This is a genomic window from Micromonospora sp. NPDC051141 (assembly GCF_044455765.1).
In the GTDB taxonomy this organism is placed as follows: domain Bacteria; phylum Actinomycetota; class Actinomycetes; order Mycobacteriales; family Micromonosporaceae; genus Micromonospora.
Genome location: NZ_JBITFD010000001.1, coordinates 331154 through 349440 on the forward strand (window position 1 = coordinate 331154; position 18287 = coordinate 349440).

General features: G+C 76.7%; 1 protein-coding gene (cut by a window edge). It reads left to right on the plus strand.

Annotation, left to right across the window (positions count from 1 at the left end; translation table 11 throughout):
• Positions 1-6: 6 nt before the first annotated feature.
• Positions 7-18287, plus strand: the 5' portion of a protein-coding gene (locus tag ACIA6B_RS01410; protein ID WP_396769806.1) for a type I polyketide synthase. The gene runs 11389 nt beyond the window's last position; only the first 18281 of its 29670 coding nucleotides appear in the window; its start codon is at positions 7-9; its stop codon lies off the right edge, out of view.

Here is an 18287-nt window from a genome sequence, read left to right on the forward strand (position 1 = left end):
TAGATGATGTCCACGTCCGCAGACAAGGTCGTCGAGGCGCTTCGGGCCTCCCTCAAGGAGACCGGCCGGCTCAAGCAGCTCAACCAGCAGCTCACCGCCGCCGCCCGGGAGCCGATCGCGATCGTCGCGATGTCCTGCCGCTACCCGGGCGGGGTGTCCACCCCGGAGCAGTTGTGGGAGCTGGTGGATGCCGGCGGCGACGCGATCGCCGGCTTCCCCACCGACCGGGGCTGGGACCTGGCCAACCTCTACGACCCGTCCGCCGACCGGGTCGGCCGCTCCACCACCCAGCAGGGCGGCTTCCTCTACGACGCGGCCGGCTTCGACGCCGAGTTCTTCGGCATCAGCCCGCGTGAGGCGCTCGCCATGGACCCCCAGCAGCGGCTGCTGCTGGAAACCTCGTGGGAGGCGTTCGAGACCGCCGGCATCGCCCCCTCGTCGGTACGCGGGCAGAAGGTCGGCGTGTTCGTCGGCACCGCCGCCAACGGCTACGGCGTCGCCGCCGACGGCGGCGCGACCGACGCCGACGAGGGCTACCTGCTCACCGGCACCGTCACCAGCGTCGTCTCCGGGCGGATCGCGTACGCGCTGGGCCTGGAAGGGCCCGCCGTCACCGTGGACACCGCCTGCTCGTCGTCGCTCGTCGCGCTGCACCTGGCCGCGCAGGCGCTACGGGCCGGCGAGTTCGACCTGGCGCTCGCCGGCGGCGTGACGGTGATGGCCAGCCCCAGCGCGTTCGTCGGCTTCTCCCGCCAGCGCGGTCTCGCCTCCGACGGACGGTGCAAGTCGTTCGCCGCCGCCGCCGACGGCACCGGCTGGGCCGAGGGTGTCGGCCTGCTGCTCGTCGAACGGCTCGCCGACGCCCGCCGCAACGGCCACCCGGTCCTGGCGGTGCTGCGCGGCAGCGCCGTCAACCAGGACGGCGCGTCCAACGGGCTCACCGCCCCCAACGGCCCCTCCCAGCAGCGGGTCATCCGGCAGGCGCTCAGCAACGCCCGGCTGGACACCGGCGACGTGGACGCGGTCGAGGCGCACGGCACCGGCACCACGCTCGGCGACCCGATCGAGGCGCAGGCGCTGCTCGCCACGTACGGGCAGGACCGCGACGGCCGGGACCCGCTCTGGCTGGGCTCGATCAAGTCGAACCTGGGCCACAGCCAGTCCGCCGCCGGCGTCGCCGGCGTGATCAAGATGGTGCAGGCCATCCGGCACGGCCGGCTGCCCGCCACGCTGCACGTCGACACGCCGTCGCCGCACATCGACTGGTCCGCCGGCGCGGTGGAGCTGCTCACCGAGGCCCGGAGCTGGCCGGCGGTGGACCGGCCGCGCCGCGCCGCGATCTCCTCGTTCGGCATCAGCGGCACCAACGCCCACGTCATCCTGGAACAGGCCGACCCGACGCCCACCCCGGCGCCCGACACCGACCGGCCGCCCCTGGTCGCCGGTGCCGCCACCGTGTGGCCGCTCTCCGCCCGGTCCGCCGACGCGCTGCGCGAGCAGGCCGCCCGACTGGCCCGCCACGTCCGCGACCACGCCGACCTCGACCCGGCGCGGCTGGCCTGGTCGCTGGTCACCACCCGGTCGGTGTTCGAGCACCGGGCCGCCGTGGTGGCCGCCGACCCCGAGCAGCTCCTCGCCGGCCTGGACGCGGTCGCCGCCGGCACCCCCGCCGCCACCGTCGTCACCGGTCAGGCCGGCGAGCCGGGGGAGGGACCGGTCTGGGTGTTCCCCGGCCAGGGCGCGCAGCACGTCGCCATGGCCGCCGAGCTGATCGGCGCCGCGCCGGTCTTCGACGAGGCGCTCGCCGAGTGCCAGGCCGAACTGGACCGCTGGCTCGACGTCGACGTGGTCGCCGTGCTCACCGGCGGTGACGACTCGTGGCTGACCCGCTCCGAGATCGCCCAGCCGGCGCTGTTCGCGGTCGGCGTGGCGCTGGCCCGGCTCTGGCGGCACGCCGGGATGAGCCCGCGCGCCGTGATCGGCCACTCCCAGGGCGAGATCGTCGCCGCCCACGTGGCCGGCGCGCTCACCCTCGCCGACGCGGCCCGGGTGCTGGCGCTGCGCCTGCGGGCGCTGGCCGACGTCGCCGGCACCGGCGCCATGGCCGCCGTCGACCTGCCCGCCGCCGAGCTGGCCGCCCGCCTGCCCGAGGGCGTCACCGTCTCGGTGGTCAACGGCCCCGCCACCACGGCCGTCGCCGGGCCGCCGCAGGCCGTCGCCGACCTGATCGCCACGCTTGTCGCCGACGGCGTACGCGCCCGGCCGGTGGCCGTCGACTACGCCTCGCACTCGCCGGCCGTGGCGCCGGTCGCCGACCGGCTCCGCACCGAACTGGCCGGCCTGACGCCACGCCCCGGCGACGTGCCGATCATCTCCACGGTCACCGGCGACCGGCTCGACGGCACCCGCTTCGACGCCGACCACTGGGCCGACAACCTGCGCCTGCCGGTGCTGTTCGATACCGCCGTGCGGACCGCGATCGACGCCGGGCACACCGACTTCGTCGAGGTGTCCCCGCACCCGGTGCTCACCATGTCGGTCGCGGCCATCCTGGACGACACCGGCACCACCGGCCGCGCGCTGTCCACGCTGCGGCGCGGCGACGACGCCCGGCTGCGGCTGCTGACCAGCATCGCCCACGCCCACGCGCACGGCCTGCCGGTGGACCTGGCCCAGGTCCTCGCTCCCGCGCCGGTGCTCACCGGCCTGCCCACGTACGCGTTCCAGCGGCGGCGCTACTGGCCGGAGCGGATGGCGGGGACCGCCGCCGGCCCGGTCGGCCCGGACGTCGTCGACGTGGAGTTCTGGTCGGCGGTGGAACGCGCCGACGTCGCCGCGCTCACCGCCGGCGACGCCGACCCGGAGGTGCTCGCCCCGGCGCTGCCGCTGCTGTCGTCCTGGCGTCGCGCCCGGCTCCAGCGGGCCGTGCTGGACGGCTGGTCGTACCGGGTGGTGTGGCAGCCGGCCACCGCCGTCGCCACCCCGGCCGTCGCCGACCTGCTGGTGGTGTCGCCGGCCGGCGACGACCGGGCGGACGCCTGGTCGGCCGCGCTCGCCGCCGCGCTGCCCGACGGGTCGACGCTGCGCACGCTGCCCGTCGACCCGGTCCACGCCACCCGCGCGGAGCTGGCCGCGTCGCTCACCGACGAACCGACCGTGATCGTGTCGCTGCTCGCGCTCGCCGACGCCGACCACCCGGGCCACCCGGGCGTCTCCACCGGCCTGGTCGCCACCACCCGGCTGGTGCAGGCCGCCCAGGACGCCGGCCGCACCGCCCCGCTGTGGTGCGTCACCCAGGGCGGCGTGGGCACCGGCCCGGCCGAGCCGGTCACCAGCGCCGCCCAGGCCGCGCTCGGGGGCCTGGCCCGGGTGATCGGCCTGGAACACCCCCGGCAGTGGGGCGGCGTGCTCGACCTGCCCGCCGCGCCCGACGCGGCGACCTGGGCCGAGGTGGCCCGCATCCTCACCGGCGGCGGTGACGAGGACCAGTACGCGGTCCGCCCGTACGGCACGTTCGTCCGCCGGCTGGCCCGCACCACCGCCCGCACCGCCGGGCAGCTCGCCGGCTGGCAGCCGCGCGGCACCGTGCTGATCACCGGCGGCACCGGCGCGATCGGCGCCCAGGCCGCCCGCTGGCTGGCCGCCAACGGCGCCGAGCACCTGGTGCTCACCAGCCGCCGGGGGCTCGACGCCGCCGGGGCCCGCGAGCTGGTCGACGAGCTGACCGCCGACGGGGTACGGGTCAGCGTGGTCGCCTGCGACCTGGCCGACCGGGAGCAGGTCGCCGCGCTGGTCGCCGGCCTGGACGACGTCGCGCCGCTGACCGCCGTGCTGCACGCCGCCGGCATCACCCGGCTCACCGCGCTCGTCGACACCGACCTGGACGTGTTCGATCACGTGATGGCCGGCAAGGTCGCCGGCGCCGCGTACCTCGACGAGCTGCTCGGTGACCGGCCGCTCGACGCGTTCGTGCTGTTCGCGTCCATCTCCGGCGTGTGGGGCAGCGGCGGCCAGGGCGCGTACGCGGCGGCGAACGCCTACCTGGACGCGCTCGCCGAGCAGCGTCGCGCCCGGGGACTGACCGCGACCTCGATCTCCTGGGGCGCCTGGGCCGAGGGCGGCATGGCCACCACCGAGGAGGCGCAGCGGCTGCTCAGCCGGCGCGGCCTCAACCCGATGCAGCCGGCCGCCGCGCTGCTGGCCCTGCGCCGGGCCGTCGAGCACGGCGAGACCACGCTGGTCGTCGCCGACGTCGACTGGGCCCAGTTCGCGCCCGCGTACGCCTCCGCCCGGCCCCGGCCGCTGCTCGCCGACATCCCGGAGGCCCGGGACGCGCTGACCGAGCGGCCCGCCACCGCCGACGTCGACGACCGGGCCGGCGGACTGCGCCGGGAACTGCTCGACCTGCCCCGCGCCGACCGGGAACGCCGCCTCACCGACCTGGTCCGCGACCACGCCGCCGCGGTCCTCGGCCACGCCGGCAGCGACGCGGTACGCCCCCGGCGCGCGTTCCGCGACCTCGGCTTCGACTCGCTGACCGCGGTGGAGCTGCGTAACCAGCTCACCGCCGCCACCGGCCTGTCGCTGCCCACCACCGTCATCTTCGACTACCCCAGCCCGGCCGTGCTGGCCGGTCAGCTCGCCACGCTGCTGCGGCTGCCCGACGCCGGCGACGCCCCCGCCGACGCCCCCGCCGGCCCGGCGACCGCCGACGAGCCGATCGCGATCGTCGGCATGAGCTGCCGCTACCCGGGCGGTGTCGCCGACCCGGACGGGCTGTGGGAGCTGGTCGCCGAGGGCCGCGACGGCATCACCGAGTTCCGCACCGACCGGGACTGGGACCTCGACCGGCTCTACGCCGACGACCCGGACGCCCCGGGCCGCTCGTTCACCCGCCACGGCGGGTTCATCGACCGGGCCACCGAGTTCGACCCGGACTTCTTCGGCATCAGCCCGCGCGAGGCGCTCGCCATGGACCCGCAGCAGCGGCTGCTGCTGGAGGCCACCTGGGCGGCGTTCGAGCAGGCCGCGCTCAACCCGGACACGCTGCACGGCACCGCCACCGGCGTGTTCGTCGGCGCGTCCCCGTCCGGCTACGGCGCCGGCGACGAGACCCGCGACCTGGACGGCTACCGGCTCACCGGGGGCGCGCACAGCGTCATCTCCGGCCGGGTCGCCTACACGTTCGGGCTGGAGGGCCCGGCCGTCACCGTGGACACCGCCTGCTCGTCGTCGCTCGTCGCGCTGCACCTGGCCGTGCAGTCGCTGCGCCAGGGCGAGTGCGACCTGGCCCTGGCCGGCGGCGTGAACGTGCTGGTGACCCCCGGCGCGTTCGTCGAGTTCACCCGTCAGGGCGGGCTGGCCGCCGACGGCCGCTGCCGGTCGTTCGCCGCCGCCGCCGACGGCACCGGCTGGTCCGAGGGCGTGGGTGTGCTGGTGGTGGAGCGGCTCTCCGACGCGCGCCGCAACGGCCACCGGGTGCTCGCCGTGGTCCGGGGCTCCGCCGTCAACCAGGACGGCGCGTCCAACGGCCTCACCGCCCCGAACGGGCCGTCCCAGCAGCGGGTCATCCGGGCCGCGCTCGCCGCCGCCGGGCTGACCACCGCCGACGTGGACGCGGTCGAGGCGCACGGCACCGCCACCACGCTCGGCGACCCGATCGAGGCGCAGGCGCTGCTGGCCACGTACGGGCAGGAGCGGGCCGGCGAGCCGCTGTGGCTGGGCTCCATCAAGTCGAACATCGGGCACAGCCAGGCCGCGGCCGGCGTCGCCGGGGTGATCAAGATGGTGCAGGCGTTGCGCCACGGCGTGCTGCCCCGCACGCTGCACGTGGACGCGCCGACCCCGCACGTCGACTGGTCGGCCGGCGCGGTGGAGCTGCTCACCGAGGCCCGGCCGTGGCCGGCGGTGGACCGGCCCCGCCGGGCCGCGGTCTCCTCGTTCGGCGTCAGCGGCACCAACGCCCACGTCATCATCGAGCAGCCGCCGGCCGTCGAGCCCGAGGTGGCCGACCGGCCCGCGCCGCCGCCGCTGGTGCCGGTGCTGGTGTCGGCGCGCGGCGACGGCGGGCTGGCCCGGCAGGCGGCCCGCTGGGCCGACGCGTTCGCCGCGCCGGACCGCCCCGACCTGGCCGCCGTGGGCCGCACGTCGCTGACCGCGCGGACCGCGCTGGAGCACCGGGCGGTGCTGCTCGCCGCCGACCACGACGAGTTGACCGCCGGGCTGCGGGCGCTCGCCGCCGGCGCGGCGGCCGACAACCTGGTCACCGGCCGCGCCACCGACCGGGGCCCGGTCGCGGTGCTGTTCTCCGGGCAGGGCGCGCAGCGTGCCGGCATGGGCCGGGAGTTGTCCGAGGCGTTCGGTGTGTTCGCCGCCGCGTTGGACGAGGTGTGCGCGCAGCTCGATCCGTTGCTGCCGCAGCCGTTGAAGCCGGTGCTGTTCGGCGACGGCGACCTGGTGGACCAGACGCAGTTCACGCAGGCCGGTCTGTTCGCGGTCGAGGTGGCGCTGTTCCGGCTCGTCGAGTCGTTCGGGGTCACCCCGGACTTCGTGGGTGGGCACTCGATCGGTGAGGTCACCGCGGCGTACGTGGCGGGCGTGTTGTCGCTGCCGGACGCGTGCGCGTTGGTCGCGGCGCGGGGTCGGTTGATGCAGGCGTTGCCGGCCGGCGGCGGGATGTTGGCGGTCGCCGCGCCGGAGGCCGAGGTGGCCGCGTCGATCGAGGCGCACCCCGCGCTGGGGATCGCCGCGGTGAACGGGCCGTCGGCAACCGTGGTCTCCGGTGACCTCGGCGCGCTGGACGAGCTGGCACACGCCTGGCGGGAGCAGGGGGTGCGGGTCCGCCGGTTGACGGTGTCGCACGCGTTCCACAGCCCGCTGATGGAGCCGATGCTCGCCGAGTTCCGCACGGTCCTCGACGGGTTGAGCTTCGCCGCGCCGCTGCTGCCGGTCGTGTCGAACCTGACCGGCGCGCTGGCCGACCCGACCGAGATCACCACCGCCGACTACTGGGTGCGGCACGTGCGGGAGGCGGTGCGGTTCGCCGACGGCGTGACCGCGCTGCGCGCCGCCGGGGTGGACACGTTCCTGGAGATCGGCCCGCGCGGCGTCCTCACCGTGCTGGTCCGCGACACCGCCGACGACCCGACCGGGCTGGCCGTCGCCACCCAGCGCGCCGACCGGCCCGAGCCCCGCGCGCTGCTCACCGCGCTGGCGGAACTCTTCACCGGCGGCGTGCCCGTCGACTGGACCCCGCTGTTCGCCGGCGCCCCGGCCACCGCCGCCGACCTGCCCACCTACGCGTTCGGCGGCGACCGCTACTGGTTGCGCCCGGCCGGGCCCGCCGCCGACGTCACCGGGGCCGGCCTCGGCGCCGCCGGCCACCCGCTGCTCACCGCCGCCGTCCGGCTGGCCGGCGAGGACGCCGCCGTGCTCACCGGCCGGCTGTCCCTGTCGACCCAACCGTGGCTCGCCGACCACGAGGTCGCCGGCGCGGTCCTCGTCCCCGGCACCGCGCTCGTCGAACTCGTGCTGCGCGCCGGCGAGGAGTTCGGCCCCTGCCGGGTCCGCGAGCTGACCGTCGCCGCGCCGCTGGTGCTCCCCGCCCGGGGCGGGGTGCGGGTGCAGGTGCGGGTCGGCCCCCGCGACCACGCCGGCTGGCGCACCGTCGCGGTGCACTCGCAGCCCGACGACGACCCCGACGGCGACTGGGTTCGGCACGCCGAGGGCCTGCTCAGCGCCGCCGCTCCCACCGAGGGGGCCGGCCTCGGCGCGTGGCCCCCGCCGCACGCGGTCGAGACCGACCTCACCGGCTGGTACGACGCGCTCGCCGGCCACGGCATGACCTACGGGCCGGCGTTCCAGGGCCTGCGACGGGCCTGGACGACAGGCGACGACACCGTCTACGCCGAGGTGACGCTGCCGTCCGCCGGCCCCGACCAGGTCGGCGGGTTCGGCGTGCACCCCGCGCTGCTCGACGCCGCGCTGCATCCCACCGCGCTGCTGCCCGGCGACGGCACCACCGGCCCGAAGGCGCCGTTCGCGTTCACCGGCGTCCAGGTGCACGCCGTCGGCGCCCAGACGCTGCGGGTCCGGCTCACCCGGACCGGCACGGCGGTACGGCTGCTCGCCGTCGACCCCACCGACCGGCCCGTCGTCACCGTCGACGCGCTGGTGCTGCGCGAGCTGACCGGCGTCACGCCGCCGGCCGCCACCCGCGCCGCCCGGTCGCTGTTCCGGGTCGCCTGGGTGGCCGAGGCGCTCACCCCGGCCACCCCGCCCGCCACGGCGGTGCTCGGCGCGCCGCTGCCCGCCCTGCCCGACGCCGCCGCACACCCGGACGTGGCCGCGCTGGTCGCCGCCGGCGGCGTACCCCCGCTGGTGGTGCTGCCGGTGCCACCGGCCGGGCCGACGCCGGCCGCGGTCCACGCCGCCACCACCGGCGTGCTCGCCACGCTGCGCGCCTGGCTGACCGCCGACGCGACCGCCGACGCGCGGCTCGTCGTGACCACCCGCGACGCGGTGCCGGCCACGCCCGACGACCGCGCCGCCGACCTGGCCGGCGCCGCCGTCTGGGGCCTGGTCCGCTCCGCCCAGTCCGAGCACCCCGGCCGGATCGTCCTGGCCGACCTGGACCGCGACCTCGACGCCGACGTGCTGGCGCTGCTCGCGACCGCCGCCGGTGACCCGGCCGCGGCGCAGCTCGCGGTCCGCGGCGACACCACCCACACCCCCCGACTGGTACGCGCCGACGCCCCACCCGCGACCACCCCGGCCACCTACGACGGCACCGTCCTGGTCACCGGCGGCACCGGCGCGCTCGGCGCGCTGCTCGCCCGCCACCTGGTCGCCGAGCGGGGCGTCGACTCGCTGGCCCTGGTCAGCCGGCGCGGACCCGACGCCGACGGCGCGGCCGACCTGGTCGACGAGCTGACCGCGCTCGGCGCCCACGTCCGCGTGCTGGCCTGCGACCTCACCGACCGCGACGCGGTCGACCGGCTGGTCGCCGACCTCACCGCCGCCGGCCGGCTCGCCGGGGTGGTGCACACCGCCGGCGTGCTCGACGACGCCGTGATCACCGGCACCGACGCCGACCGGCTGGCCCGGGTGCTCGCCCCCAAGGTGGACGCCGCCTGGCACCTGCACGAGGCCACCGCCGGCCTCGACCTCGACCTGTTCGTCACCTACTCGTCGATCGCCGGTGTGCTCGGTTCCCCCGGCCAGGGCGCGTACGCCGCCGCGAACGCCTACCTCGACGCGCTCGCGGTCCACCGCCGCGCCCAGGGCCGACCCGCGCACGCGCTGGCCTGGGGCATGTGGGACACCGACGGGATGGCCGCCGGCCTCGACAGCGCCGACCGTTCCCGGGTGGCCCGCGCCGGGCTCGGCGTGATCACCGAGGCGGTCGGCGTCGCGCTCTTCGACACCGCCGTCGCGTCCGACACCGCCGCGCTCGTGCCGGCCGTGCTGGACCTGCCGGCGCTGCGCGCCGCCGCTGGCGTACCCCCGATGTTGCGTGCCCTGGCCGGCGCGCCCGCCCGGCGACAGGCCGGCGCGGCGGCCGACGGCTGGGCCGACCGGCTCGCCCGACTCACCGACGACGAGGCCCGCGCCGAGGTGGGCCTGCTGGTCCGGGGCCTGGTCGCGCAGGTGCTCGGCCACGGTGGCGCGGACGCGGTGCCGGCCGACCGGGCGTTCCAGGAACTGGGCTTCGACTCGCTGACGGCGGTGGACCTGCGCAACCGGGTCAACGCCGCCACCGGGCTGCGGCTGGCGTCCACGCTGGTCTTCGACTACCCGACCCCGGCCGCGCTCGCCGCGCACGTGCACGAGCAACTCACCGGCGCCACCGCCGTGACCCGCGCCGACGCGGCGGCGGTCACCGGCGTGGACGAGCCGATCGCGATCGTCGGCATGGCCTGCCGCTATCCGGGCGGCATCGACAGCCCCGAGGCGCTGTGGGAGCTGCTGGCCGCCGACGGCGACGGCATCGGCGCGTTCCCCACCGACCGGGGCTGGGACCTGGACACGCTGTTCCACGACGACCCCGACCACCCGGGCACCTCGTACGCCCGGGAGGGCGGCTTCCTCGCCGGCGCCGCCGACTTCGACCCGGGCTTCTTCGGCATCAGCCCGCGGGAGGCGCTCGCCATGGACCCGCAGCAGCGGCTGCTGCTGGAGGCGTCCTGGGAGACGTTCGAGTCCGCCGGGGTCGACCCGGCCCGGCTGCGCGGCTCGCGTACCGGCGTGTTCGCCGGCCTGATGTACCACGACTACGCCGCCGGGTTGGGGGAGCTGCCGGAGGGCGTGGAGGGCTACCTCGGCACCGGCAACTCCGGCAGCGTGGTCTCCGGGCGGGTGGCGTACACGTTCGGTCTGGAGGGCCCGGCGGTCACCGTGGACACCGCCTGTTCGTCGTCGCTGGTCGCGCTGCACCTCGCGGTGCAGGCGCTGCGGTCCGGCGAGTGCGACCTGGCGCTGGCCGGCGGCGTGACCGTGATGGCCAACCCGGGCACGTTCATCGAGTTCTCCCGGCAGCGCGGTCTCGCCGCCGACGGCCGCTGCAAGTCGTTCGCCGCGTCGGCGGACGGCACCGGCTGGTCCGAGGGCGTCGGCGTGTTGCTGGTGCAGCGTCTGGCCGACGCCCGCCGCGACGGGCGGCGCATCCTCGCCGTGGTGGCCGGCACCGCGGTCAACCAGGACGGCGCGTCCAACGGCCTGACCGCGCCGAACGGCCCATCGCAGCAACGCGTCATCCGGCAGGCCCTGGCGAACGCGCGGCTGACCACCGCCGACGTGGACGCGGTCGAGGCGCACGGCACCGGCACCACGCTCGGTGACCCGATCGAGGCGCAGGCGCTGCTCGCCACGTACGGGCAGGACCGCGACGGCCGGGACCCGCTCTGGCTGGGCTCGGTCAAGTCGAACCTGGGCCACACCCAGGCCGCGGCCGGCGCGGCCGGCATCATCAAGATGATTATGGCGATGCGGCACGGCGTGCTGCCCCGCACGCTGCACGTGGACGCGCCCTCCCCGCACATCGACTGGGACGCCGGCAACGTCTCCCTGCTCACCGAGGCCCGGCCCTGGCCGCGGTCGCACCGGCCCCGCCGCGCCGCCGTCTCCTCGTTCGGGGTGAGCGGCACCAACGCGCACGTCATCATCGAGGCGCCGCCCGCCGAGCCGGCCCCCGTCCCCGCCGAGCCGCCCCGCCGACCCGCGCCGGTGCTGCTCTCCGCCCGCGACCCGGAGGCGCTCGCCGCGCAGGCCGACCGCTGGGCCCGCCGGTTGGCCGCCGACACCGCCGTCCGGCCGGTCGACGTCGGCTGGTCGTCGGTCACCGGCCGGGCCGCCCTGGACCACCGCGCCGTCGTCGTCGCCACCGACCACGACGAGCTGCTCGCCGGACTGCACGCGCTCGCCGCCGGCACGCCGGCCGGCACCGTGCACACCGGTACGGCGAGCACCCGGGGTCGGCTCGCGATCCTCTTCTCCGGGCAGGGCGCGCAGCGCGCCGGCATGGGCCGGGAGCTGTCCGACGCGTTCGGGGTGTTCGCCGCCGCGCTGGACGAGGTGTGCGCGCAGCTCGATCCGCTGCTGCCGCAGCCGCTGAAGCCGGTGCTGTTCGACGCCGGGGAGCTGCTGGACCAGACGCAGTTCACGCAGGCCGGGCTGTTCGCGGTCGAGGTGGCGTTGTTCCGGCTCGTCGAGTCGTTCGGCGTCACCCCGGACTTCGTCGGCGGGCACTCGATCGGCGAGGTCACCGCCGCGTACGTGGCCGGCGTGTTGTCGCTGCCGGACGCGTGCGCGCTCGTCGCCGCCCGGGGCCGGCTCATGCAGGCGCTGCCGGCCGGCGGTGGGATGCTGGCCGTCGCCGCGCCGGAACGGGACGTCCTGGCGTCCGTCGACGGCAGGCCCGAGCTGGGCGTCGCCGCCGTCAACGGGCCGTCGTCGGTGGTGGTGTCCGGGCCGCTCGACGCGCTGGACGAGATCGAGCGCGGCTGGCGGGAGCGGGGCGTCCGCACCCGCCGGCTGACGGTGTCGCACGCGTTCCACAGTCCGCTGATGGAACCGATGCTCGCCGAGTTCCGGGCCGTGCTCGACCGGTTGAGCTTCTCCGCGCCGCTGCTGCCGGTGGTGTCCAACCTGACCGGCGCGCTCGCCGACCCGGCCGACCTGACCCGCGCCGACTACTGGGTGCGGCACGTCCGCGAGGCGGTCCGCTACGCCGACGGGATCACCGCGCTGCGCGACGCCGGCGCGGACACATTCCTGGAGATCGGCCCGCAGAGCGTGCTCACGGCGCTGACCGGCGACATCCTGCCAGACGCGCTCGCGGTCGCCGGCCAGCGACGGGACCGCGACGAGACCGCCGCTTTGCTGGCCGCGCTTGCCGACCTGCACGTGCACGGCGTCCCGGTCTCCTTCCCGCAGTGGTTCGCCGGCACCGGCGCGACCCGGGTCGACCTGCCCACGTACGCGTTCCGGCACCAGCGTTACTGGCTGCCCACCGGCCGCCCCCGCGGCGGCGACGTCAGCGGCGCCGGGCTCGGCGACGCCGCCCACCCGCTGCTCGGCGCCGCCGTCACCGTGGCCGGCGCGGACCTGGTGGTGCTGACCGGCCGGCTGTCGCCGGCCACCCACCCGTGGCTCGCCGACCACGTGGTGGCCGGCGCCGTCCTGGTGCCCGGCACCGCGCTCACCGAACTGGCCGTCCGGGCCGGCGACGAGGCCGGCACCCCCCGGGTACGCGACCTCACGCTCACCGCGCCGCTGGTGCTGCCGGAGACCGGCGGCGTACGGGTGCAGGTGAGCGTCGGCGCCCCCGACGCCACCGGCGGCCGACCGGTCGCCATCCACTCCCAGCCCGACGGAGACGTCGAGTGGACCGCGCACGCCGACGGCGTGCTGGAACCCGCGTCCGCCGTCGAACCCACCGTCGACACCTGGCCACCCGCCGGGCTCACCGAGGTGGACCTGACCGGCTGGTACCCGGCGCTGGCCGGACACGGCCTCACCTACGGGCCGGTGTTCCAGGGCCTGCGCCGGCTCTGGACCGGCGACGGCGAGGCGTACGCCGAGGTCGCGCTCGGCGACGATGCGGCCGGCGAGGCGTCCCGGTTCGGCGTCCACCCGGCGCTGCTGGACGCCGCGCTGCACCCGGCCGGGCTGCTGCTCGCCGGCGACGGCCCGCGCGTGCCGTTCACCGTCGAGGGCCTCCAGGTGCACGCCACCGGGGCCCGTGCCCTGCGGGTGCGGCTCACCCGCACCGGCGCCGCCGTCCGCCTGGTCGCCGTGGACACCGCCGGTGGGCCCGTGGTGTCGATCGACACGCTGGCGCTGCGGGAGCTGACCGGCACGGTCGTGCCGAACGTCGCGGCCCGGTCCCTGTACGCGCTCCACTGGCAGCCCGAGGACGTCGCGCCGGTCGGCGCGCCGTCCGGCTGGGCCGTGCTCAGCACCGGCGCCGACCCGGCCGGGTCCGCCATCGGATTGCCGGCGTACCCGGGCGTCGCCGCGGCGGTCGGGGCGGACGCGCCGCCCTCGGCCCTGGTGCTGCCGCTGCCCACCACCGGCCTGCCGACTCCGGACGCGGTGCGCGCGGTCACCACCGACGTGCTCGGCACCGTGCGGTCCTGGCTGGCCGCCGACGCGCTCGCCGGCACCCCGCTCGTGGTCCTCACCCGGGGCGCGGTCTCCGTCGGCGACGACGACCCGGTGACCGATCTGGCCGGTGCCGCCGTGTGGGGTCTGCTGCGCTCCGCGCAGTCCGAACACCCCGGCCGGATCGTGCTGGCCGACCTCGACACCGAGCCGGACGACCGGACGCTCGCCGTCCTCGCGCACGTGGTCACCGACCCGACCGGCGGTCAACTCGCGGTACGAGACGGCCGGGTGTTCGTGCCCCGCCTGGTCCGTGCCGCCTCCGCGCCGGGAGTCCCGGCCCCGGCCGACTTGGCGTCGGACGGCGGCGAGCGGGTCGTGCGGGACGGCACGGTGCTGGTGACCGGTGGCACCGGCGCGTTGGGCGCGTTGGTGGCGGAGCGCCTCGTCACCGGGCACGGGGTGCGGTCGCTGGTGTTGGTGTCGCGGCAGGGTCCGGCCGCGCCGGGCGCGGACGCGCTGGTGGAGCGGTTGTCCGGGCTGGGTGCGTCGGTGTCGGTGGTGGCGTGTGACGTGACCGATCGGGATCAGGTGTTCCGGTTGGTCGCGGGGGTGCCGGGCCGGTTGGCCGGGGTGGTGCACACCGCCGGGGTGTTGGACGACGGTGTGGTGTCGTCGATCAGCGCGGAGCGGCTGGCGGCCGTGTTGGCGCCCAAGGCGACGGCGGCGTGGTGGTTGCACGAGGCGACCCGCGACCGGGAGTTGGACCTGTTCGTGTTGTTCTCGTCCGTCGCCGGGGTGCTCGGCTCGCCGGGGCAGGCGGCCTATGCGGCGGGCAACGCGTTCCTGGACGCGCTGGCGGCACGACGCCGGCAGGACGGACTGCCCGGGATCAGCCTCGCGTGGGGCATGTGGGACACCGCCGGGATGGCGGCGTCGTTGTCGGAGGGGGAACGGCAGCGGTCGGCGCGGGCCGGGTTGACGCCGATGAGCGTGGAGACCGGTCTGGACCTGTTCGACGCCGCGCTCGCCGAGGGCCGTCCGATGCTCGTGCCGGCCGTCGTCGACGTACCGGCGCTGCGGTCCGCGCTCGGCAACGGCCCGGTGCCGGCGGTGCTGCGTACCCTGGTCGGTCCGACCGCGACCCGACGGCAGGCCGGCGCGGGCGGCGACTGGGCCGACCGGCTCGCCGGCCTCGACCCGCAGGACGCCCGCGCCGAGGTGGACCTGCTGGTCCGGGGCCTGGTCGCGCAGGTGCTCGGCCACGCCGGGGCCGGCGCGGTGCCGGCCGACCGGGCGTTCCGGGAACTGGGCTTCGACTCGCTGACCGCGGTGGACCTGCGCAACCGGGTCAACGCGGCCACCGGGCTGCGACTGCCGTCCACGCTGGTCTTCGACCACCCCAGCCCGGCGGCGCTCGCCGAGCACCTCTACGAGCAGGTCTCCGGCCGGATCAGCGCCCGCCACGCGGCGGTGCGGGCGGTCGACACCGACGAGCCGATCGCCATCGTCGGCATGGCCTGCCGCTATCCCGGCGGCGTCGACAACCCGGAGCAGCTCTGGCAGCTCCTGTCCTCGGGACGGGACGGCATCGTCGAGTTCCCCGCCGACCGGGGCTGGGACCTCGACACGCTCTACGACCCGGACCCGGACCACGCCGGCACCTCGTACGCCCGGCACGGCGGCTTCCTCGCCGGCGCCGCCGACTTCGACCCCGACTTCTTCGGCATCTCGCCCCGCGAGGCGGTCGCCATGGACCCGCAGCAGCGGCTGCTGCTGGAGGCGTCCTGGGAGAGCTTCGAGTCCGCCGGGGTGGACCCGGTGGCGCTGCGCGGCTCGCGGACCGGCGTGTTCGCCGGGGTCATGTACCACGACTACGCCTCCCGGCTGGCCGACCTGCCGCCGGACGCCGAGGGCTACGTCGGCACCGGCACCTCCGGCAGCGTGCTGTCCGGCCGGGTCGCGTACACGTTCGGACTGGAGGGCCCGGCCGTCACCGTGGACACCGCGTGCTCGTCGTCGCTCGTCGCGCTGCACCTGGCCGGGCAGGCGCTGCGCTCCGGTGAGTGCGACCTGGCGCTCGCCGGTGGCGTGACGGTGATGGCGACGCCGGGCACGTTCATCGAGTTCTCCCGGCAGCGCGGTCTCGCCGCCGACGGCCGCTGCAAGTCGTTCGCCGCGTCGGCGGACGGCACCGGTTGGTCCGAGGGCGTCGGCGTGCTGCTGGTGCAGCGGCTCTCCGACGCGCGCCGTGAGGGTCGGCGGATTCTCGCGGTGGTGCGGGGCACGGCGGTGAACCAGGACGGCGCGTCGAACGGGTTGACCGCGCCGAATGGTCCGTCGCAGCAGCGGGTGATCCGCCAGGCCCTGGCGAACGCGCGACTGAGCACCGCCGACGTGGACGCGGTGGAGGCGCACGGCACCGGCACCACGTTGGGTGATCCGATCGAGGCGCAGGCGTTGCTGGCCACGTACGGGCAGGACCGGGAGACGCCGCTGCTGCTCGGTTCGGTGAAGTCGAACCTGGGTCACACGCAGGCGGCGGCCGGGGTCGCCGGGATCATCAAGATGGTCCTCGCCATGCGGCACGGGATCGTGCCGCCGACGTTGCACGTGGACGAGCCGTCGCCGCACGTCGACTGGACGGCCGGGGCGGTGAGCCTGGCGACGACGCCGACGCCGTGGCCGGCGGTGGACCGGCCGCGTCGGGCGGCGGTGTCGTCGTTCGGGATCTCCGGCACCAACGCGCACGTCATCCTGGAACAGCCCGCCGACGTCGTCGAGCCGGCGGGTGTCGGGGAGTCGACCGGTGGGCCGGTGCCGGTGCTGCTGTCGGCGCGTACCGACGCAGCGCTCGCCGCGCAGGCCGGCCGCTGGGCGGCGTGGTTGGCCGGCGACGAGACGGTTCGACCGGTGGACATGGCCTGGTCGTCGGTGGTCACCCGGGCGGCGCTGGAGCAGCGGGCCGTGGTCGCCGTCGCCGACCGGGACGGCCTGTTGGCGGGGTTGCGGGCGTTGGCGGCCGGTGAGTCGTCCGGTGCGGTGGTCGTCGGTGCTCGGGAGCGGCGGGATCGGCTGGCGGTGCTGTTCTCCGGGCAGGGTGCGCAGCGTGCCGGCATGGGCCGGGAGTTGTCCGGGGCGTTCGGTGTGTTCGCCGCCGCGTTGGACGAGGTGTGCGCGCACCTGGACCCGTTGCTGCCGCAGCCGCTGAAGCCGGTGCTGTTCGGCGACGGCGACCTGGTGGATCAGACGCAGTTCACGCAGGCCGGGTTGTTCGCGGTCGAGGTGGCGTTGTTCCGTCTGGTGGAGTCGTTCGGGGTGATCCCGGACTTCGTGGGTGGGCACTCGATCGGTGAGGTGACCGCCGCGTACGTGGCGGGTGTGTTGTCGCTGCCGGACGCGTGTGCGCTGGTCGCGGCGCGGGGTCGGTTGATGCAGGCGTTGCCGGCCGGTGGTGGGATGCTGGCGGTCGCCGCGCCGGAGGCCGAGGTGGCCGCATCGATCGAGGCGCACCCCGCGCTGGGGATCGCGGCCGTCAACGGCCTCTCGTCGACGGTGGTCTCCGGTGACCTGGACGCGCTCGACGAGGTCGACCGGGCCTGGCGGGACCGGGGGGTGCGGACGCGCCGGCTGACGGTGTCGCACGCGTTCCACAGCCCGCTGATGGAGCCGATGCTCGCCGAGTTCCGTACCGTCCTCGACGGGTTGACGTTCGCCGCGCCGCTGCTGCCGGTCGTGTCCAACGTGACCGGCGCGTTGGCGGCGGGCGACGACCTGCGCACGCCCGACTACTGGATGCGGCACGTGCGGGAGGCGGTGCGATTCGCCGACGGCGTGACCGCGCTGCGCGCCGCCGGAACGGACACGTTCCTGGAGATCGGCCCGCAGAGCGTGCTCACCGCGATGACCGCCGAGATCCTGGCCGACGACGAGACGGTGGTCGCGACCACGGTGCAGCGCCGGGACCGGGACGAGGCGGGCGCGCTGCTGGCCGGGCTGGCCGAGCTGCACGTGCACGGCGTGCGCGTCGACTGGACGCCGTGGTTCGCCGGCACCGGCGCCACCCGCGTCGACCTGCCCACCTACGCGTTCGCGCACCGGCGCTACTGGCCGACGACCGGCCGCCGCCGGGGCGACGTGTCCGGGGCCGGGCTGAGCGACGCCGGGCACCCGCTGCTCGGCGCCACCGTCGACCTGGCCGGCGACGGCGAGGTGGTCCTCACCGGCCAGCTCTCCCTCGCCACCCACCCCTGGCTGGCCGACCACGCGGTGGCCGGCACCACGCTGCTGCCCGGCGCGGCGCTCGTCGAACTCGCCGTCCGGGCCGGCGACGAGGCCGGCGTGTCGCGGCTCCGCGAACTCACCGTCGCCACGCCGCTGGTCCTGCCGGACACCGGCCGCCTGCGCATCCAGGTACGCGTCGACGGCGCCGGCACCCGTCGCGCCGTCACCGTCCACTCCCGCCCCGACGACGACCCCGAGGCGGGCTGGACCCGGCACGCCGACGGCATCCTCGAACCGCCCACCGCCGACGAACCGGCCGTCGGGGCCTGGCCGCCGGTCGACGCGACCGAGGTCGACCTGACCGGCTGGTACGACGCGCTCGCCGCGCACGGCCTGGCGTACGGGCCGGCGTTCCGGGGCCTGCGTCGCGCCTGGACCGGTGACGGCGAGGCGTACGCCGA